General features: G+C 69.3%; 18 protein-coding genes. 11 read left to right on the top strand and 7 right to left on the bottom strand.

Annotation, left to right across the window (positions count from 1 at the left end):
* Window positions 1-4 precede the first annotated feature (4 nt).
* Window positions 5-682, bottom strand: coding sequence for an ankyrin repeat domain-containing protein (locus IG84_RS0111870; RefSeq protein ID WP_031054768.1), 678 nt, complete (start codon window positions 680-682; stop codon window positions 5-7).
* 89 nt (window positions 683-771) lie between these two features.
* Window positions 772-1659 carry a helix-turn-helix domain-containing protein gene (locus tag IG84_RS0111865; protein WP_031054767.1) on the bottom strand — a complete coding sequence of 296 codons (888 nt, stop codon included), beginning with the start codon at window positions 1657-1659 and terminating at the stop codon, window positions 772-774.
* Window positions 1660-2240: 581 nt separating this feature from the next.
* On the opposite strand from IG84_RS0111865, the gene IG84_RS41115 reads away from it, so the two are divergent.
* The 10 genes from IG84_RS41115 to IG84_RS41110 all read left to right on the top strand — a co-directional run bounded on the left by IG84_RS41115 (window position 2241) and on the right by IG84_RS41110 (window position 9931).
* Window positions 2241-2405 carry a hypothetical protein gene (locus IG84_RS41115; RefSeq protein WP_157848860.1) on the top strand — a complete coding sequence of 55 codons (165 nt, stop codon included), beginning with the start codon at window positions 2241-2243 and terminating at the stop codon, window positions 2403-2405.
* 2 nt (window positions 2406-2407) lie between these two features.
* On the top strand, window positions 2408-3367 hold the full coding sequence (locus tag IG84_RS0111855) for a hypothetical protein (RefSeq protein WP_031054765.1): 960 nt from the start codon (window positions 2408-2410) through the stop codon (window positions 3365-3367).
* Window positions 3367-4074, top strand: coding sequence for an ATP-binding protein (locus tag IG84_RS0111850; RefSeq protein WP_031054763.1), 708 nt, complete (start codon window positions 3367-3369; stop codon window positions 4072-4074). The genes IG84_RS0111855 and IG84_RS0111850 overlap by 1 nt, the downstream gene beginning before the upstream one ends.
* Before the next feature lie 86 nt (window positions 4075-4160).
* Window positions 4161-4715: a WhiB family transcriptional regulator gene (locus IG84_RS0111845; RefSeq protein ID WP_031054760.1), complete on the top strand. Its 555-nt coding sequence runs from the start codon at window positions 4161-4163 to the stop codon at window positions 4713-4715.
* Window positions 4712-5713 carry a DUF2637 domain-containing protein gene (locus IG84_RS0111840; RefSeq protein WP_031054759.1) on the top strand — a complete coding sequence of 334 codons (1002 nt, stop codon included), beginning with the start codon at window positions 4712-4714 and terminating at the stop codon, window positions 5711-5713. The genes IG84_RS0111845 and IG84_RS0111840 overlap by 4 nt, the downstream gene beginning before the upstream one ends.
* A 158-nt stretch (window positions 5714-5871) precedes the next feature.
* Window positions 5872-6096, top strand: coding sequence for a hypothetical protein (locus IG84_RS0111835; RefSeq protein ID WP_031054757.1), 225 nt, complete (start codon window positions 5872-5874; stop codon window positions 6094-6096).
* A gap of 248 nt (window positions 6097-6344) precedes the next feature.
* Window positions 6345-6719 carry a plasmid mobilization protein gene (locus IG84_RS41815; protein ID WP_031054755.1) on the top strand — a complete coding sequence of 125 codons (375 nt, stop codon included), beginning with the start codon at window positions 6345-6347 and terminating at the stop codon, window positions 6717-6719.
* Between the two features lie 4 nt (window positions 6720-6723).
* Window positions 6724-8457 carry a relaxase/mobilization nuclease domain-containing protein gene (locus IG84_RS0111825; protein ID WP_031054753.1) on the top strand — a complete coding sequence of 578 codons (1734 nt, stop codon included), beginning with the start codon at window positions 6724-6726 and terminating at the stop codon, window positions 8455-8457.
* A 70-nt stretch (window positions 8458-8527) separates the two neighbouring features.
* Window positions 8528-8935: a hypothetical protein gene (locus IG84_RS0111820; RefSeq protein WP_031054752.1), complete on the top strand. Its 408-nt coding sequence runs from the start codon at window positions 8528-8530 to the stop codon at window positions 8933-8935.
* Window positions 8936-9271: 336 nt separating this feature from the next.
* Window positions 9272-9931 (top strand): hypothetical protein, encoded by a 660-nt coding sequence (locus tag IG84_RS41110; RefSeq protein ID WP_157848859.1) that lies wholly within the window; start codon window positions 9272-9274, stop codon window positions 9929-9931.
* 706 nt (window positions 9932-10637) lie between these two features.
* On the opposite strand, the gene IG84_RS0111800 is transcribed toward IG84_RS41110, so the two are convergent.
* From IG84_RS0111800 to IG84_RS39775, 5 genes are all read right to left on the bottom strand, one after another.
* The gene (locus IG84_RS0111800; RefSeq protein WP_031054749.1) at window positions 10638-11552 is read right to left on the bottom strand and encodes an SPDY domain-containing protein; all 915 of its coding nucleotides are present in this window, start codon (window positions 11550-11552) and stop codon (window positions 10638-10640) included.
* The gene (locus tag IG84_RS42160; protein ID WP_245659312.1) at window positions 11536-12834 is read right to left on the bottom strand and encodes a hypothetical protein; all 1299 of its coding nucleotides are present in this window, start codon (window positions 12832-12834) and stop codon (window positions 11536-11538) included. Before IG84_RS42160 ends, IG84_RS0111800 begins: the two co-directional genes overlap by 17 nt.
* A 1-nt stretch (window position 12835) precedes the next feature.
* A complete protein-coding gene (locus IG84_RS0111785) occupies window positions 12836-13405 on the bottom strand; it encodes a DUF4913 domain-containing protein (RefSeq protein ID WP_031054748.1) in 570 nt (189 codons plus the stop codon).
* Between the two features lie 93 nt (window positions 13406-13498).
* Entirely contained in the window at window positions 13499-13663 is a 165-nt protein-coding gene (locus tag IG84_RS41810) for a hypothetical protein (RefSeq protein WP_211266451.1), read from the bottom strand.
* Window positions 13664-14023: 360 nt separating this feature from the next.
* Complete coding sequence (locus IG84_RS39775) at window positions 14024-14311, bottom strand: hypothetical protein (RefSeq protein WP_078648768.1); 288 nt, start codon at window positions 14309-14311, stop codon at window positions 14024-14026.
* Between the two features lie 48 nt (window positions 14312-14359).
* On the opposite strand from IG84_RS39775, the gene IG84_RS0111770 reads away from it, so the two are divergent.
* Window positions 14360-15376: a nucleotide kinase domain-containing protein gene (locus tag IG84_RS0111770; RefSeq protein ID WP_031054744.1), complete on the top strand. Its 1017-nt coding sequence runs from the start codon at window positions 14360-14362 to the stop codon at window positions 15374-15376.
* Window positions 15377-15592 lie beyond the last annotated feature (216 nt).

Here is a 15592-nt window from a genome sequence, read left to right as displayed (position 1 = left end):
CGGATCAGGACGGCGGGCGTTGCACGGCGCGCGACGACGGAGGCGGCACACGCGTGCGTTCGATCCTGGACCAGCCCTCCGGCGTCACGCGGTAGTGATCCCCGTCGTCGCCGTCCATCCGCGAGTGGGCGCGCACATGCACGTAGTCCTCTTCGAGCCGGTACGTGAAGCCGCCCATCATGCCGACCACCTGGAAGAAGATCTCCACGGCCGGCCCCTCCGTCAGTGGCGCCAGCGGCGGCAGCAGGTGCTCGATCTCCTCGAAGCAGCGGCCGGTACGTTCCCGCAGCAGCGCATGGAAGTGGTCCTCCAGCACCTCCGGAGGGGAGGGGAGCTGTCGCACCATGACCGGCTCCAGGAGTTCCAGCAGATGCGTGTGCCCCTGCTCCCGCGCGATGTCCACGGCGCGCCGTCCGTCCCGGGTGCGCTGCGTGCGCCAGGCGCCGTGCGCGAGCAACCGGGAGACGACGGCGAAGTCCGCGCCGTGCCAGGCCGCCTGATGCAGCGCGGCGAAGCCACTGCGGTACCCGGGCCGGGGAAGGTTCACCCGCCCCGGGTGCCTGCCCAACTCCTCGAACAGGCCGTTCCAGTCGGCGTCCCGGGCCATGTCCGAGAGCCGGTCCCGCTCCTTGAGGTACCACTCGTTGAAGCGCTCGCGGTCGGTGAGTCCGTCCCACTCCATGCTGATCACACGAACACGCTAGCTGAGCCCGCCGGGGCGGTACCGATGGGGAAGGGCCAGCCGCCGGGATCAGAACCTACGAGGCACTACTAGCGAGAGCCGGAGTCTCTCTGCTCCAGCTCATCCACCAGGTCATTGACGATCGACATCACGTCGGCCGGCAGGCCCTGCGCGCCGCCGCGGGCGCGTACGCGGCCCACCGCGCCCCGCCGTGAGGCCGACAGCAACCGCAATCCCTCGTACACCTGTCGTGCCACCGCGTCGTCGGGCTGGAAGTACATCGGCGAGACGCCGAAGAATGCGGCGAGCCCTTCCAGAACGAGCGGGGCGGCGTCCGTCTGCTCACCAGTTCTGAGGGCGCGCACGTCCTCTGCCGAGGCGACATGGGCTTCGGCGTGCGCGTCCACCGCTTCGGCGATCTCCGCGTCCGAGGGTGGCTTCTGCTGGCCGGGGAACGAGCGCTCCAAAAGGAACGTGATCTTTTCTGCGAGGGAGCCGGGCGGTCCGCCAGCCGCGGCCTTGCCTTCTTCTGCAGTCTCCTCCTCGGCGTCTTGCGCCTTGGCGATCGACCGCTCCTGCGCGCGCAGCAGCTCTTCCTCGCTCACCCCGTAAGCGGCGGCGAGCGGCGCGACGTACCGGTCCTTGAGGCGCCGCTCCCCGCGTTCGGCACCCCGGACGGGGCCGGCGCTCTTGGTTCCGAGGATCGCGCTCGTCTCTTTCTGGTACAGCCCTGCATCGCAGCGCAGGTCGGCCAGGTCCGGCAGCCCGGTGCGCGGGAAGAGGTCGTCCAGGTCCCGTCCGAGCACTCTGGCCAGTGCGGGGAGCTTCTCCGGGTCCGGCGAGGTCGGGCTGTCTGCTTCCCAGCCGGCCACGGAGGACGTGGCCACGCCGACGCCAGCTGCGACGTCGCCTTGCGACAGCTCCGCAGCGCGGCGCACCGCACGAAGGCGGCCTCTGTCGAAGTGGCGGGCAGGCATCGGACCTCGTTTTTCGCTGAACCGAAGGAATGTCGGCACGTTGACTTTGTTGCTCTATCGGAATAGGTTCAGCCTAGCGAAAAACGGTGTGGACTGCACCCCGGGCTTCGTGTTGGTCGCGTCCGTCCCGTCGGGGCGGACGCACCGCTCCTCCTGCTGTTGCTGTGGGCGGGGATCATGTGAAGCGGCCCGGTGCCACGCGGTCTCGACCGACGCAGCGCAGTCGGGAGGGGGCTGTGCGCTGCTGCCGCAGGTGCCTGGCTCTGCGCCCCTGCGTCGATCGCCCGGGGGATGCGTCGGGTTGGCGTCGGTGTGGGCCAACCTCCTCTAACGGCTGGAGCGTTGGCCGATCTGCACATATGTTGCTGGTCCCTCGGCGAGAGCCGCCGAGGCACCGCCTGCACGAGGGACAACCGCATCGAGCGTGCCGGAGGGAAAACGTGGCCGGCGCTCGGAAGTAGCAGCCTCCGAGCGCCGGGACCGCCGCCCCGAAGGGGCACGGATTCATAACTGGGGCGGGTCGGCTGACCTTTTCGACGAGAGCGGCCGTCCCTCCCCACCTACGAGCGAGGAATTATCGCATGTCCAACAACGCCCGGGGAGGGGCGCTCGCGGCCCTGCCCACCGAGACCGCCTGCGCCGGCACCCGCCAGCAGCGTCTCGCCGAGCCGCATGACCTGAGTCTGACCGCCGGTGAGCTGACGCCCGCGGTCAAGCAGCACGCCGTCGCCGCAAGGGGGCGCTGAGCATGGCGAGGATCCGTACGTTGAAGCCCGAGGCTTTCGCCTCGGAGTCGCTCGCCGAGGTGAGCGTGCACGCGGAGCGGACGTTCTTCGGGCTGCTGACCCAGGCCGACGACCGGGGCCGCTTCCGAGATCAGCCTGCCGTCATCGCCGGGCTGCTGTGGTCGCTGCGCCCCGAGCACGGCCCGGTCGGAGTCGAGGATGACCTGACTCAACTCGCCGCCGCTGGACTGATCTGCCGCTACGAAGGCCCCGATGCCAAGCGGTACCTGCACATCGTCACCTTCGCCCAGCACCAGCGGATCAACCGGCCCAGCGGCATCCGCCACCCCGGCTGCCCGGTCCACGACTCCGAGGACCCCGCCGCGCAGGATGCGACGCAGACTCCAGGAGTCCTCCGTGAGTCCTCACGGAAGTCTCACGGAGGACTCAGTGAGGGTTCAGTGAGTCCTCATGGAGCAGACCGTGAGCCCTCCGCGGACCGTGAAATAGCAGGTCAGGAGACACTCACTGAGTACTCAGTGAGTCCTCACGGAGGAAGCAGTGAGCCCTCTGTGAGCCCTCATGGTCCGGATCTAGGACCTAGGAACGTGGATCTAGGATCTTCCCCTTCGGGGGGCGCAAGCGCCCCCGCGCCCGGCTCCGCCTCCACCCAGCAGCTCGTCGGCGAGTACGCCGCCTCCTGCGCCCACCGACCGCCCCAGGGCGTGCTTGGGCACCTGGGGCGTGAGGTCTCCAAGCTGCTGAAGGAGGGCGTCGCGCCTGAGCACATCCGTGCAGGGCTGGCCCGTCACCGGGCGAAGGGGCTGCATCCGAGCACGCTGGCGAGCCTGGTGCACGAGGCGATGAACGCCACCAGCCCGACCGGTGGCTTTGTGCGGCCGGAATCCGGGCCTAGCGTGCGCGGTCACCGGGCCTGGGCCAACCCGGCCGATCCTGCCGCTGCCTACGCCGAGGAGCTGTGATGCGCGACCATGACGCCCAGCCCGTTGGCGGTATCGCCCGCCGTCTGACCGGCATCCTCAAGGCCCGGGGCATCGACCCGAGGACACCGGTTGCCGAGGAGGTCGAGCCCAGCCCCGCGCTGGAGGCGGCTCAAGCGCGTATCCCTGCCCGTTACCAGGACGCCGTCGCCGACCACCCGGCCGTCACTGCCTGGGTGAACGAAGTCGCCGCCGCCGGGCGCCGAGGACCGGACGGAGCCCCGGGTATCGCCCAGGGCCGGTCGTTGCTGATCGTCGGCACCACCGGCACCGGCAAGACGCACCAGGCGTACGGCGCCGTCCGCAGCCTGTTGGCCGCCGGAGTCCGGCTGCGGTGGAAGGCGACCACCGCTGCCGACCTGTACGCCGACCTGCGGCCGCGGCCCGGCCACGACGGCGAGCGGGAACTGCAGGACCTGGCGCGCTGCCCACTGCTGATCATCGACGACCTCGGTGCCGCGAAGGCCAGTGAGTGGACCGAGGAGATCACGATGCGGCTGATCGACCGCCGCTACACGCAGATGCTCCCGACCCTGGTGACCACCAACCTCGGCATGGCCGACCTGCGCGCCCACATCGGCGACCGCGTCGCCTCCCGGCTGACCGAGATGACCGACAAGGTCATCCTCGACGGCCCGGACCGCAGAAGGGCCATCGCGGCCGAGCGCCGCCGCCTCACCGCCGCCTGACCGGCACCCCCGCACCTTCCTTCACGCATTACCCCGGGGCCCACGCCTGCCCGAACGCGCCCCGGGGCCGTTCGGAGACCACACTCATGCACCACCACCAGCCCGCCGAGCCGCGCACCCTCGGCGACTACACCTGGCACGACCACGCCGCCTGCCTCTCCTCTCCCGAGAACCCGGTTGACCCGGAGATCTTCTTCCCTGAGCCGGACGAGATGGACCGCATCCGCGCCGCCAAGGCCCTGTGCGAACAGTGCCCGGTCCGCCAGACCTGCCTGGACGCTGCGCTGGAGGACGGCGACCGCGAGGGCATCCGCGGCGGAATGACCGAGGAAGAACGCGACCCTCTGCACCGCAACTTGCCCCACCGCCTGGACTACGCCCGCGTCAACGCCACCCTGGCCGGACGCGACATCCACCTGACCGACGCCGAACGACGCGCGGTCACCCGCGCCGCCTACCAGGCCGGCATCCCGGCCGAACGCCTCGCTTGGCTGCTGAAGGTCACCGAGGAACACGCGGAAAAGCTCTACCGCCAAGTACGCCGCGAGATCCGCAACCGCACGGTCAACCGCAAGAACAAGAGTGACCAGACCTTGGCCACCGCCCGGACCAACTACGACGACCTCGGGGCGGCCGCGTGACCCACACCGACACAACACCGGTGCGTATCACCGGCTGGGACCGCGCCGCCATCGTCACCCTCGGCGGAGCCGGCTGCGCGCTCTCGTACGACGCGCTGCAGCAGATGGCCGTCGCCATCCACATCCGCGGGCTGCTGACCTACCTCTTCCCGTTCGTCATCGACGGGTTCATCGGCTACGGAGTGCGGGCGGTACTGGTCATGCGCAGCGCCTCCCTGGGCGCCCGCTGCTACGTCTGGGCGCTCTTCGGCACCGCCACGGCGGCCAGCATCTGGGCCAACGCCCTCCACGCCGTCCGCCTCAACGACCACCTCAGTGGCGGCGGTCTCCGGCTCGGCGACGTCACGGTCGGCGTGCTGTCCACCCTCGCGCCGCTGGCCCTGGCCGGAGCGGTCCACCTCTACATCCTCATCGCCCGCCGCGCCGCACAGCCCGGACATCCGGAGGCGACGCTCACCCCGGACACCTCGACTGTCCGCACCGAGCGGGGCACCGCCGTCCCGGACAGCCGGTCCGGCCAGGGCGCCCGGAGCGGTCAGGACGCTGTCCGGCCGGTCACCGGTCACCAGCCCTCCGCGCTGACCGCCGCGGCCTCCGACCGGCCGACGGACACCCGTCCGGACAACCGGGGCGCAGGACCGGTCACCGACTCCGAAGACCAACCGGTCACTGACTCCGACGATGTGCCGGAGTACGAGGGCCGGGTCGCTGATTGCGGGGGAGAGCCGGACGCCAGATTCGGACACTGTGCCCTGCCCCGCACATCTGACTTGGACGAACTTGGCCCAGAAATGTCGGTGGACACTGATGCTGCAGAGGCGGCTGACCTGCTGCCGATCGCCCGCTGCGCGGTCACCGACGCCGGGAAGCTGACCCGCAAGGTGGTCGCCGACGCCATCCGCGGACAAGGCCACTCACTGTCCAACGACCGGCTGACCGAGCTGATGCAGCAGCTCCGCGCTGAGGCGGACAACCGGACGCTCCGCCCTACCGGCTGACCGTCCGCACACCCCAGCGGACACCTCGCCCGGACACTCCGGTCACCGGACACTCCGGTTACAGGTCACCCGATCCCGGTCACCGGCAGCGGGGTGTCCGTCCCGGCCCCGGTCACTCCACTCCTTCAGCCGCTGCTTCCTCGCATAGGAGAACCCCCGTGCGTACAACACCGCCCACCACCGACGAGATCGACGTCTGGATCGCTGTCCTGAGCGCCCACGGCCACCTGCACCGCGCCGAGCCCGGCCCCGAAGGGACCTGGACGGTGTGGCGGTCGCCGTCAAGCACAGCCCACACGCTGCACCACCCGGCCCTCGCCCTCGACTACATCACCGAGATCCTGCGCGAGGCCCGCGTCGAAGCCGGAGACAACGCCCGATGATGACCTCGAACCCCTCGGGCACCCCACGCGAGGGGCACCCGTACGAGCACCCGGCACGAGGCCGAGCAAGCTATACCTTGCGAAACTCCCTCGCCGGCGGAGCCGGCGAGGGAGTTTCGCAAGGGCATGCCCCCACCCCAGGGGAAGCGGGGGAGGCCCGGCACCAGGAGGCGCCGGACCGGGCTGCGACCGAGGGCGGATCGCAGCTGAAGGAGGGGGAGACGCCCCGCGCTGTTGTCGAGACGCGTATGCGTCCGCGCCTGCGCCAGTCCCAGCAGCGCGACCGCGTACGCAGCGTCCGCCTAACCGCCGACGAACTGGCCGCCGTCCAACGAGCCGCTGCCACGATGGGCCTGCGCGTTGCTGGATTTCTCGCTGATGCCGCCGTCGCAGTAGCCCGCGCTCAGGAAGGGCCGCAGAGCTGGCTGATGAACCAGCGCACCCTTGTCGAGGAGCTGATGAACGCCTCCGCCCACCTTGCCCGCGTCGGCAACAACCTCAACCAAGTCGCCCGCGTGCTCAACTCCGGTGGTCAGACCTCGTATGCCCAGGACGCCATCGCCCGTGTGCTGCGAGCCGCTGCCCGGGTCGAAGTCGCGGCCACAGAGATCGCGAAGCGCTGAGGCTGTGGTTCCCGACATCTCCCTCGGCGGCCGTACGCACGGTCTGCTTGCCTACCTCTACGGGCCCGGCCGCCGCGACGAACACCTGGACCCGCACCTGGTCGCCGCCTGGGTACCCGAGCTGGCCCCCGACCCCAGCCGGGACCCGGAGGCGACGCTCAAGCAGCTGACCGACCGGCTCGACCTGCCAGTCCAGGCCGTACCGGAGCACCGCCGCCCCGCCCGACACGTATGGCACTGCCCGGTCCGCGCCGCCCCGGGCGACCGGCACCTGACCGACGCGGAATGGGCCGAGGTCGCCCGCCGAGTCGTACACGCCACGGGCATCGCCGAAGAGGGTGACCACCAGGCATGCAGGTGGATCGCCGTACGCCACGCCGACGACCACATCCACATCGTCGCCACCCTCAAGCGCCAGGACGGACGCTCCCCACGGCGGCACGACGACTACAACCGCGCCCAGGCCGAATGCCGCAAGATCGAAGCCGAGTACGGCCTCCGCCGGCTAAACCCCGGCGACGGCACGGCCGCGAAGCGGCCCACCAGCGCCGAGCGCGCCAAAGCCGAACGCGCAGGCCGCACCGCGACTTCGCGCGAGCTGCTGCGCGATCACGTTCGCCAGGCCCTGGCCGGCGCCGCGGACGAAGCTGAGTTCTTCCGCCGCCTGACCGAGGCCGGAGTACGCATCGACCAGCGACTCGCCCCCTCCGGCGACGTACTCGGCTACAAGGTTGCCCTGCCCGGCGACCGCAACCGCCACGGCGAACCGATCTGGTTCCCCGGCTCCCGCCTCGCCCCCGACCTCTCCCTCCCCAAAATCCGCCAACGTCTTGGCACCGACGAGCAAACCGAAGAACAGCCGACTGAGCACCACTCGCAATCGGGCAAGGCGACACCGGCACACGCGCGCCGCGCCGCCGCAGGCATCGTCGACCACACACCCACCGCTCTGGACGTGGGCGACGAAGCCGAGGCCGCTGCCCAGCTCTCCGATCTGGGTGAAGTCCTCGACGCCCTCGCCCAGACGGCCCCCGCCTCCACCCGGCAGCAGACCATCGAGGCAGCTCGCGCCTTCGAACGCGCCACCCGCTGGCACACCCGCGCCGAACGCGCCGACCACCGCGCCGTGCGCTCAGCCGCCCGCGGCATCGTCCGCGCCGGCACCGCACTGGGCCGAGGAGAAGACGGCGGAGCCACCGCCATGCTCCTGTCCACCCTCATCCTGGCCACCATCGCCGCAGCCCGCTGGCACGCCGCCCGCCACCACGCCCAGCAAGCAGCCGCTGCCCACCAGGCCGCCCAGCACCTGCGCACCGCCTACCGCACCGCCGCAACCACGCCGATGCGCGCGATGCGTGACCACGGACGGCGCCTTCCCGGTCCAGCTCGACACCGCCATCAAGGCACCGTCGAAGCAGTCCTTCCCGGGCAGGTTGGCGAGCTGCGCTCGGAACACGGCTTCGATGCCCTCTTGGCCACCCTCGACCAAGCCCAGCGCGCCGGACACGACCCAGAAGCCCTCCTGGAACGCGCGGTTGCTCACCGTGAACTGGACACCGCCGACAAGGTCACGGACGTCCTCGTCTGGCGCCTGCGCCGGCTTGGCAACCTCCCCACACACCCACCTCCTCCTCGCACCACTGCTAAGACCACGCATCAGCAGCCGCGAACTGCTCGCCCGCACACCGCCACACCACCCCAGGTTCCGGCCCAGCCCGAGCACCGGCCCCGGCGCTGAACATCGGCCAATGCCCTGGACGACACCGGAACCTACTGTTACGGCTGATCAAAGGACCACAAGGAGAGCAATGCGCGTGATCACCAACGCCCAGCCGCCCAGAACCACCGTGCCGGAGACCTCTCCGGGAGACGACCCGCTGCTGCGACTGCGGCAGGACACCGAAGAGGACCACCCCCGGATTCGCTTCACCACCCACCCCGACCCCATCACCATCACCGGCATCACCGTGATGTGCCCAGCCTGCGCCGCCCGCCGCGACTGGATGGTCATCTGCGACGTCCCCGGCCGCGTCTTCCTCCGCTGCCGCTGCGCCCACCAATGGCACGAACCCGAACTGACCCGCGCCGACTTCGACGCCATGATCAACGCCCCTGACCGGAAGTACCCCAGCCTCGACGCCGCCGCCCGCGACACCGGCTACGACGGCACCCTGGTTGGTACCTACCTCACCGACGATTTCGACACCGGCGAGTAAATCTGGCAGAGGAAGGGATCAGCATCTGGAACCTCAACATCTACTGCAACTCTCTCCATAGCTCGGCTGATGAAGCTCGTACTCCTCGCCCTTTCATCGTTCAGCTGAGATTGGAGCTGAGCGGGGTGGCTGCCTTGGCACATCAATAAGATCAGGTGGCCTTTCTATCTCAACAAGGAGACTGGACGGTCGAGAAGGTCAGGAGTTTTGGGTGCGGGCATCGGCAACGCCAACGCCTCGACATCACCGGAAGGTGTGAAGCGTCGAGCCGAAATGAGGGTGATCGCTTACATTTTTCGGTGTCCTTGAGGAACTCCGCGATCAGAGGTGAAGAGAATGAGCGAGCGTAGTGCATCAGTCGAGAGCGAAGCTGTTCCCGAGGGTGTCCATGCTGTAGTTGACAGCTATCTGAACGGTCTCGGCTCCCATCTCAGTCGTATGCTCAATAACCAAGCCACCGTTCCTCACGATGTACGGGAATGGGTGCACAAGCAGTTGTATGCGGTAGCGCGTGTTACCTATCACTGCGAACAGCTGACTTCTTTCCTTATGGCCTATGCACTCAACTCCGGAATCTCCAAGGATGACGTGTCGTGGGCAATGGACCGGCCAACGGATGAACTTGGTATCTTCGCAACTGTTTCATCTCAGAGGCTGCTCCAGGGCGCACTCGGAGAGGACCCCAAGGACCACGACGTCGAAAGCGTAGAGGATCTCTTTGTGGCGAGGTCTGTGGCGGAGCATCGAAGCGAGCATCGCAGGCTTGCCGATGAGCTGATGGAGCTACTGCTTCTCCACCGAACCCCGCGCCATGCCGCAAGAGGCCTGTATTGGGCCAGTGACAAGACGAGGACAGCCATCCAGAACGGCTGGTACATCCAGGCCAAGCGTGGGCCGGGAAGGAAGTCGGACGATGATGCTTCCGGGGCGATGGAGACCGCCTCTCCGCCCCACCAGGTTGCTCGATCGTCCGTAACACCACAAAAGTTGGCATAGGACAGTCACCTCCCACGCCTTTAGAGTGGACCAATCCGCGTTGGCTCGCCGCGACCCGCCCCAGGAACTGTCTGGCGGCCGGTGGGAACGGGCTGTGCTGCAAGCGGCTGAACGAGCCGTCCCGGGCTGTAGGAGTCGACCGCAAAGCAGCCGAACGCCGGGGCCCCGCGAGCGGTGCTTGCGGGGCCCCGGCGTTGCGAAGGGGGTGGTGTCGCCGTATGGAGACCATTGATCTGATGCCGTCTTGTCGGTCAGCCGCAGGTGCAGACGAGAATGGGGGAGTGTAGCGCGGCTTGCTTCAGGGCCAGCTCAGTTCTATGCGGACGGCGGGTGGGAGGACGCCTTCCTGGCCGCTCTCGGCGATATAGACCGCGCCGCGATCCGCCCCGGTGAGAGCCATTACTCGGCCGATTCGGTGGGCGTAGGGCCAGTCAGGATTGATTGCGAGGTACACCGGTAGGTCGTGGTCGAGGGTGTGCAGTTGGTGGAGCAGCTGCCCGACGGTCACAGCGTGCGGCACGAAGACCTCCGTGTTGTTCTTTGGCCTGCGATTCTCTCGGATGTCCGTACGTTGACTTGGACTGGGCCCGTCGATCCAGTCGGTGGCAGGGTGTCTGCCATGGGCGAACGCGAGGTGCAGCGGCCGGCCCCTTTTTACTTGGGTAAATGCAACGGGTGCACCCTTTCTGGCTGGAATCGGGGACGTTCACCGTCGGGGGCGGGCTGCCTTGCCGGTAGAAGTGTTGCCGCCGGCGCGCGATGGCGGCGGTGTCGTCTGCGGCTGCGGGCGGGTGACAGTGGTGCGGGTACGGGCGGCCCGAGAGCGCTTCCCACCGGGCTGGCTGTGCGCTGCACGTTGTACGGCGGCGGTGACCGCCGTCTGCTTCACGTCCAGCGGGGTGGGCGCTCGGGACGCGGACTGCATTTCGGCCTCCACGGGTTCGAGCTGGACGAGATGCTCGACGTCGCGGTGGATCATGTGCCGCTCCCGTACGACGGGGGTGGGGTCGCTCATGGTGGCCGCGGTGGCGGCGATGAGGTGGTGCGGGGTGCCGACGGTGAAGGACGCCTCCGCCCGGGTGGCCCAGCCTTGCGACCCGGCCCACAGCAGTACTCGTTCGTCCAGGCGGCCGTAGCTGTGGCGGTCGATGAAGGCCCCGGCCTGGCGGTCGGGGGCGAGGATCTCCACCGTGCCGCGCTCGGCCGGGCTGTGTGTCCACCCGGCGTCGAGCAGGGGCTGAATGCTGTCGGCCCAGTACACCGATGTCGGCGTGAGGAAGCGGTCGCTCTCGGGGGCCCAGTCGTCGGCGAGGACGGAGGTGAGGCCGGCGACGATCTCGGGCGGGAAGGTGTGGTTGAAGGTCGCCTGCCAGTGGGGTGGCGAGACGGCGTCCTGGGCTGCGGTGATCTTCCACAGATCGTAGTCGTCGCCGAACCAGCCGATCTTGATGCGGTGGTCGGGGGAGGTGACAAGGAGCTGGCAGGGGCCGTCGTCGAAGGTGTGGTGCGGCCAGTGGGAGACCGGCTCGAAGCCGGGATCGCCCGCGTAGCCGGAGCCGGCGAGGTAGCGCGGCGTGACGCGGTACTCGCTCCAGTGCTCGATGTCATACTCGGTGGGCATCGTAGGAGGTTCCTGTCGGGGTGAGTTGGTCAGCGCTGGCGATGAGGACGTTGCAGAGGCGGCACCGCGGCATCCGAGGCTGTGGCGGACGTTTGGCGGTGGGTTGTACTGGCGCGGTCGCGGTCGCTGCGGGATCGGGCAGCGCGGGCTCGGCGGGCGTGCGGGCGGCCCCGGTGTGCCGGCGCTCGCGTTGCAGCCGCCAGGCTGCCGCGCGGTAGGCGGCGTGGTCCTGCCGCTCGCCCACGGCCAGGAGGAATATCTCCCGCTGGTGCTGGGAGGAGGCGGGGGCGTCGCGGTACTGGATGACCATCCGCCAGCGGGTCTGCGGATCGACGTAGACCTTGTGACAGCCGGTGAGCTCGCGCTGCAGGGCGGCGCCGCGTTCGTTGCCGTGCACCAGGTGCTGCAGCTCCAGCAACGCCAGGTCGCGGATGTTCTCCGGCGCGTCGCGGAGGTCGGCCAGCGCGTCGGGGTGGGCGGCGAAGGCGTAGCGCGCACTCATCAGCGGCTGCGCTTCGTGCGGCCCGTGCTCGGCGCGATCGCCGGTCCCTGGCTGGGAGCGGTCGGGCTTGGGCCGGGGCATGGGTGCGGTGGTGCGGGCGCGGGCGGCTGCCGCCCGGCGGCCGAGGCCATCCTGCGGTACGGGGGCGAGAGGCAGTGGTGTGTCGCGGGTGCGCATCCAGGCGCCTGCGGCTTCGGCGGTGGGGAAGGCACCTTCGCGCACGGTGTAGGTGGCGAAGGAGGGCACGGTCTCTTCGAGGAAGATCCGGTAGGGCGTGTCGGCCGCATCGGGGTGGTGGTCGTAGAGCAGGGTGCTGACCTGGATGCCCTCGGCGTCGTTGCCGGGGTTGTCGGTGTAGTGGTCCAGCAGCGTGTACCGGCCCTCAGAATGGTGGCGCAGCTGGTCCTCCAGGTGGGCGGTGAGCGCGTCGGCCGGCCGCGGGCTCACCGAGCCGTCCGGCTCGATCACCTCGGCCGGGCAGCCCCGGTGGATGAGCCAGTGCTGGGTGAGGGGGACAGTGGGCCGGCGGACGACATCGAAGCTGAATGTGCTGGCGTTCAGGTCGCGTTCGATGTGCATGCCGAGGTACTCGGCCGTGCCGGGGATGTCCCAGATGGCGGCGCCGTCGTAGAGCAGCAGGAAGCTGTGCCGCCCGTCGGCGGTGTGGTGCGCGGCCAGCCCCGCGTAGGTGTCATCGCCGATGGTGACCCAGTGGAAGTCGTCTTCGACGCGGCCCGAGGCGGGTGCGAAGCCGTCGATGCGGTAGTCGGGCGCGGCCATGTCAGCCTCCGTCCACGGCGCATTCGGGGCCGGTCAGCAGGCGGTGGTTCGGCCGCGTGGGGCTGGTGGTGCATGCGCCGAACGGCCCGTCGGGAGCCCGAAGTTGGAGGAGGGCCGGATCGAGGTGGTCGCGGTGCCAGGTGGAGGGCCCGGCGAGGCCGGCCTCGCCGTCGGTGTACTGCTGCCATGCCAGCCACAGCGCGTGCAGCCGCGCGACGGCTTCGGGGTGCTCGTGCCACTGGTGGCACCAGGGGCGGCTGGTGGTGATCTCGCGGCCGTAGACCGGCAGCAGCAGGTCGCACACCCAGGTCGCCAGCGCCGCCAGCTCCTTGGCGTACGCGCGGCCTGTGAGCGCCATGATGAAGGACGAGGACGTCCCCTCAGCACCGGTCTCGTCGGTCGGCGGTGAAGGGACGTCCTCCTGCGGAGTGGACGGTTCGTCGGTGAGGCGGCTGAGGACCTCGGCCTGCTGCTGACTCTGTGCCACGAGCGCACGGACCGTGGCGGCGAGGTCGTCCAGGTCGTGGTCCGGTATCCGCACCGGACCGCTGTCGTCGGCAGACTCCGACATCGATGCCCCTTCGTAGTCGGGTGGTGGGCGTCGATGATCCGGAGAAGGCACGGTTTGGCCCGGACGGGCAGCAGGGTGTAGCAGGCGACCGTCTCAATCGGCGGCGACGCGGTGGCGGCAGGCCGGCAGGGGCGGTGCGAGGAGACGGAGTGCTTGAGCAGCTTGTTGCGGGACGACGCCGTTGCCCAGGGCTGCGAGCTGGGCGGGACGCCCCAGGCCCGGGGTGGCGGTCACCCAGCCGTCCTCAAGGCCCTGCATCCACTCCACGAACCGCGGTGACAGACGGCCCACCGCGTCGGTCGGCGGCGGTGCCGGGCGGAAGTGCCTCTCCCAACGCGCGACCGCCTCCGCGTACGGGCCCCAGGCTCCGGCGAACCTTTGGCCGGAGTACAGGGTTCGAAGAGCGTCGACATCGTCGGCTGCCTCGTCGGGGTGGTGCTGGCCTGGGACTGGTGGCTGCGTTGAACCGCCGGCATAAGACGGATTGCCCTTGCGAGGGGGCACGGTGACACGGCGGTCCCTCGGTCGACTTGCGAGGTGGCGGACGCCCTTCAAAAGTCGCGGGAGCTGATCTCAGAAGGCCAACCGCCAACCTGCCGTGTGCCGAAACTGTTCGTTTCAAGCGATAGAACGACGTGGCCCTGGTGCTCGCACAGCGGGGAGGTCCTCGCGGTCACTGTCGTGGCCCAGTGCATCGCCAGGCAGACGGCGGTAACGGTGCAGGAGTTCGGCCAGCTGATCGGGGTCCGTCTCGGCGGCAGTAACCAAGGCGGCCAGTAGCTCAGCCCGGTTGGTGCGTTCGCCGGCTGCGGCAGCGGCGCGCACCAGAAGGTTCAATCGGCGGTCGATGTCGGTGGGCCAGGAGACTGAGGTGGTGCGGCGCGTCTGTTGGCACAGCATTTCCATGGCTCCCCCTCCATGACACCCGCCATATAACGAATATATATTCCGTGCATGGCGACGCTGCTGCAAGACCCCCAGTCGACCGCTCCTCCCGCACCCGCCCCGCAGGCTGTGCAGGTAGCAGGACGTCGGCTGCGCCCGACGGCGGTCTTCGACACCTACTGGCGGTTCGCCGCGGCCCGCCAAGCGGTCTACGAGGCACGCCTGGCCGGACGGCCCCAGCCCTGGACAGCGGACCCGATCCTGGCCCGGCACCGGTTCACCAACTGCTACCGTGCCGCCGACCGCGTCAGCCAAATCCTGATCGGTGAGGTGAGCTACCGCGGGCCCCAGCAGTGGGAAGAGATCTTCTTTCGCACCCTGGTGTTCAAGATTTTCAACAAGGCATCCACCTGGCACCTGCTGACGGAGAAGCTGGGGGAGGTGCGCTGGGAGACCTACGACTACCGGGCCTATGACCGTGCGCTCTCCGCGGCTTTCGCCAAAGGTGAGCGGCTGTATTCGGCCGCCTACATCGTGCCCCCGCCGCAGCTGGGGGAGGATCGCAAGCACCGCAATCACCTGCGGCTGCTGGAGAAGATGATGACCTCCGGCGCCCCGGAGCGGGTGCTGGCCGCCCCTTCGATGCGGGCGGCCTACGAGGTGCTGCTCGACTATCCGGCGATCGGCCCGTTCCTGGCCTACCAGTACCTGATCGACCTCAACTACGCGGCACCCATGCGTTTTTCGGAGATGGACTTCGTGGTGCCCGGGCCCGGGGCCCGGGACGGGATCCGTAAGTGCTTCGGCCGCGCCGCCGACGGCATCGAGGCCGACGTCATCCGCTACATGGCCGACACCCAACAGGAACACTTCGCCCGGCTGGGCCTGGCCTTCGGCGGGCTGCGGGGGCGCCCGCTGCAGCTGATCGACTGCCAGAACCTGTTCTGCGAGGTCGATAAGTACGCCCGGGTGGCGCATCCAGAGGTCGCCGGCATCAGCGGCCGCAGCCGCATCAAGCAGGCCTACCGGCAGGACGCGGCACCCGTGCCAGCGTGGTTCCCGCCCAAGTGGGGGCTCGATAGCTGACTCTCCTGCTACACAGCCCACAGCCCCTCGCAAGGCGGGCCCAGGACACCATGCGCGCGGCTCGCGGGAGCGCGAGGTCTACTGCCGGTACCCGCGCAGACGCGCATCCTCTTGCCGGAGGGCGTGGAGGTGTGAGGAGAGGGTGTCGTGCATGCTCGCAGCGGCCATGGGGCGCTGAGCCCGCCCCGCGCCTCAGCGAGCGCGGAGCCGCATCTG

This window comes from Streptomyces ochraceiscleroticus (assembly GCF_000720485.1).
Taxonomy (GTDB): Bacteria; Actinomycetota; Actinomycetes; order Streptomycetales; family Streptomycetaceae; genus Streptomyces; species Streptomyces ochraceiscleroticus.
The sequence above is the reverse complement of the archived record's forward strand: the minus strand, read 5'-3'. Positions and strand labels throughout refer to the sequence as shown.

What these genes read in the sequence shown, in the direction of transcription:
- IG84_RS0111870 (WP_031054768.1), bottom strand. Translation starts at nt 682, where the DNA reads ATGGAGTGGGACGGACTCACCGACCGCGAGCGCTTCAACGAGTGGTAC.
- IG84_RS0111865 (WP_031054767.1), bottom strand. Translation starts at nt 1,659, where the DNA reads ATGCCTGCCCGCCACTTCGACAGAGGCCGCCTTCGTGCGGTGCGCCGC.
- IG84_RS41115 (WP_157848860.1), top strand. Translation starts at nt 2,241, where the DNA reads ATGTCCAACAACGCCCGGGGAGGGGCGCTCGCGGCCCTGCCCACCGAG.
- IG84_RS0111855 (WP_031054765.1), top strand. Translation starts at nt 2,408, where the DNA reads ATGGCGAGGATCCGTACGTTGAAGCCCGAGGCTTTCGCCTCGGAGTCG.
- IG84_RS0111850 (WP_031054763.1), top strand. Translation starts at nt 3,367, where the DNA reads ATGCGCGACCATGACGCCCAGCCCGTTGGCGGTATCGCCCGCCGTCTG.
- IG84_RS0111845 (WP_031054760.1), top strand. Translation starts at nt 4,161, where the DNA reads ATGCACCACCACCAGCCCGCCGAGCCGCGCACCCTCGGCGACTACACC.
- IG84_RS41815 (WP_031054755.1), top strand. Translation starts at nt 6,345, where the DNA reads ATGCGTCCGCGCCTGCGCCAGTCCCAGCAGCGCGACCGCGTACGCAGC.
- IG84_RS0111820 (WP_031054752.1), top strand. Translation starts at nt 8,528, where the DNA reads ATGCGCGTGATCACCAACGCCCAGCCGCCCAGAACCACCGTGCCGGAG.
- IG84_RS41110 (WP_157848859.1), top strand. Translation starts at nt 9,272, where the DNA reads ATGAGCGAGCGTAGTGCATCAGTCGAGAGCGAAGCTGTTCCCGAGGGT.
- IG84_RS0111800 (WP_031054749.1), bottom strand. Translation starts at nt 11,552, where the DNA reads ATGCCCACCGAGTATGACATCGAGCACTGGAGCGAGTACCGCGTCACG.
- IG84_RS42160 (WP_245659312.1), bottom strand. Translation starts at nt 12,834, where the DNA reads ATGGCCGCGCCCGACTACCGCATCGACGGCTTCGCACCCGCCTCGGGC.
- IG84_RS0111785 (WP_031054748.1), bottom strand. Translation starts at nt 13,405, where the DNA reads ATGTCGGAGTCTGCCGACGACAGCGGTCCGGTGCGGATACCGGACCAC.
- IG84_RS41810 (WP_211266451.1), bottom strand. Translation starts at nt 13,663, where the DNA reads ATGCAGGGCCTTGAGGACGGCTGGGTGACCGCCACCCCGGGCCTGGGG.
- IG84_RS39775 (WP_078648768.1), bottom strand. Translation starts at nt 14,311, where the DNA reads ATGGAAATGCTGTGCCAACAGACGCGCCGCACCACCTCAGTCTCCTGG.
- IG84_RS0111770 (WP_031054744.1), top strand. Translation starts at nt 14,360, where the DNA reads ATGGCGACGCTGCTGCAAGACCCCCAGTCGACCGCTCCTCCCGCACCC.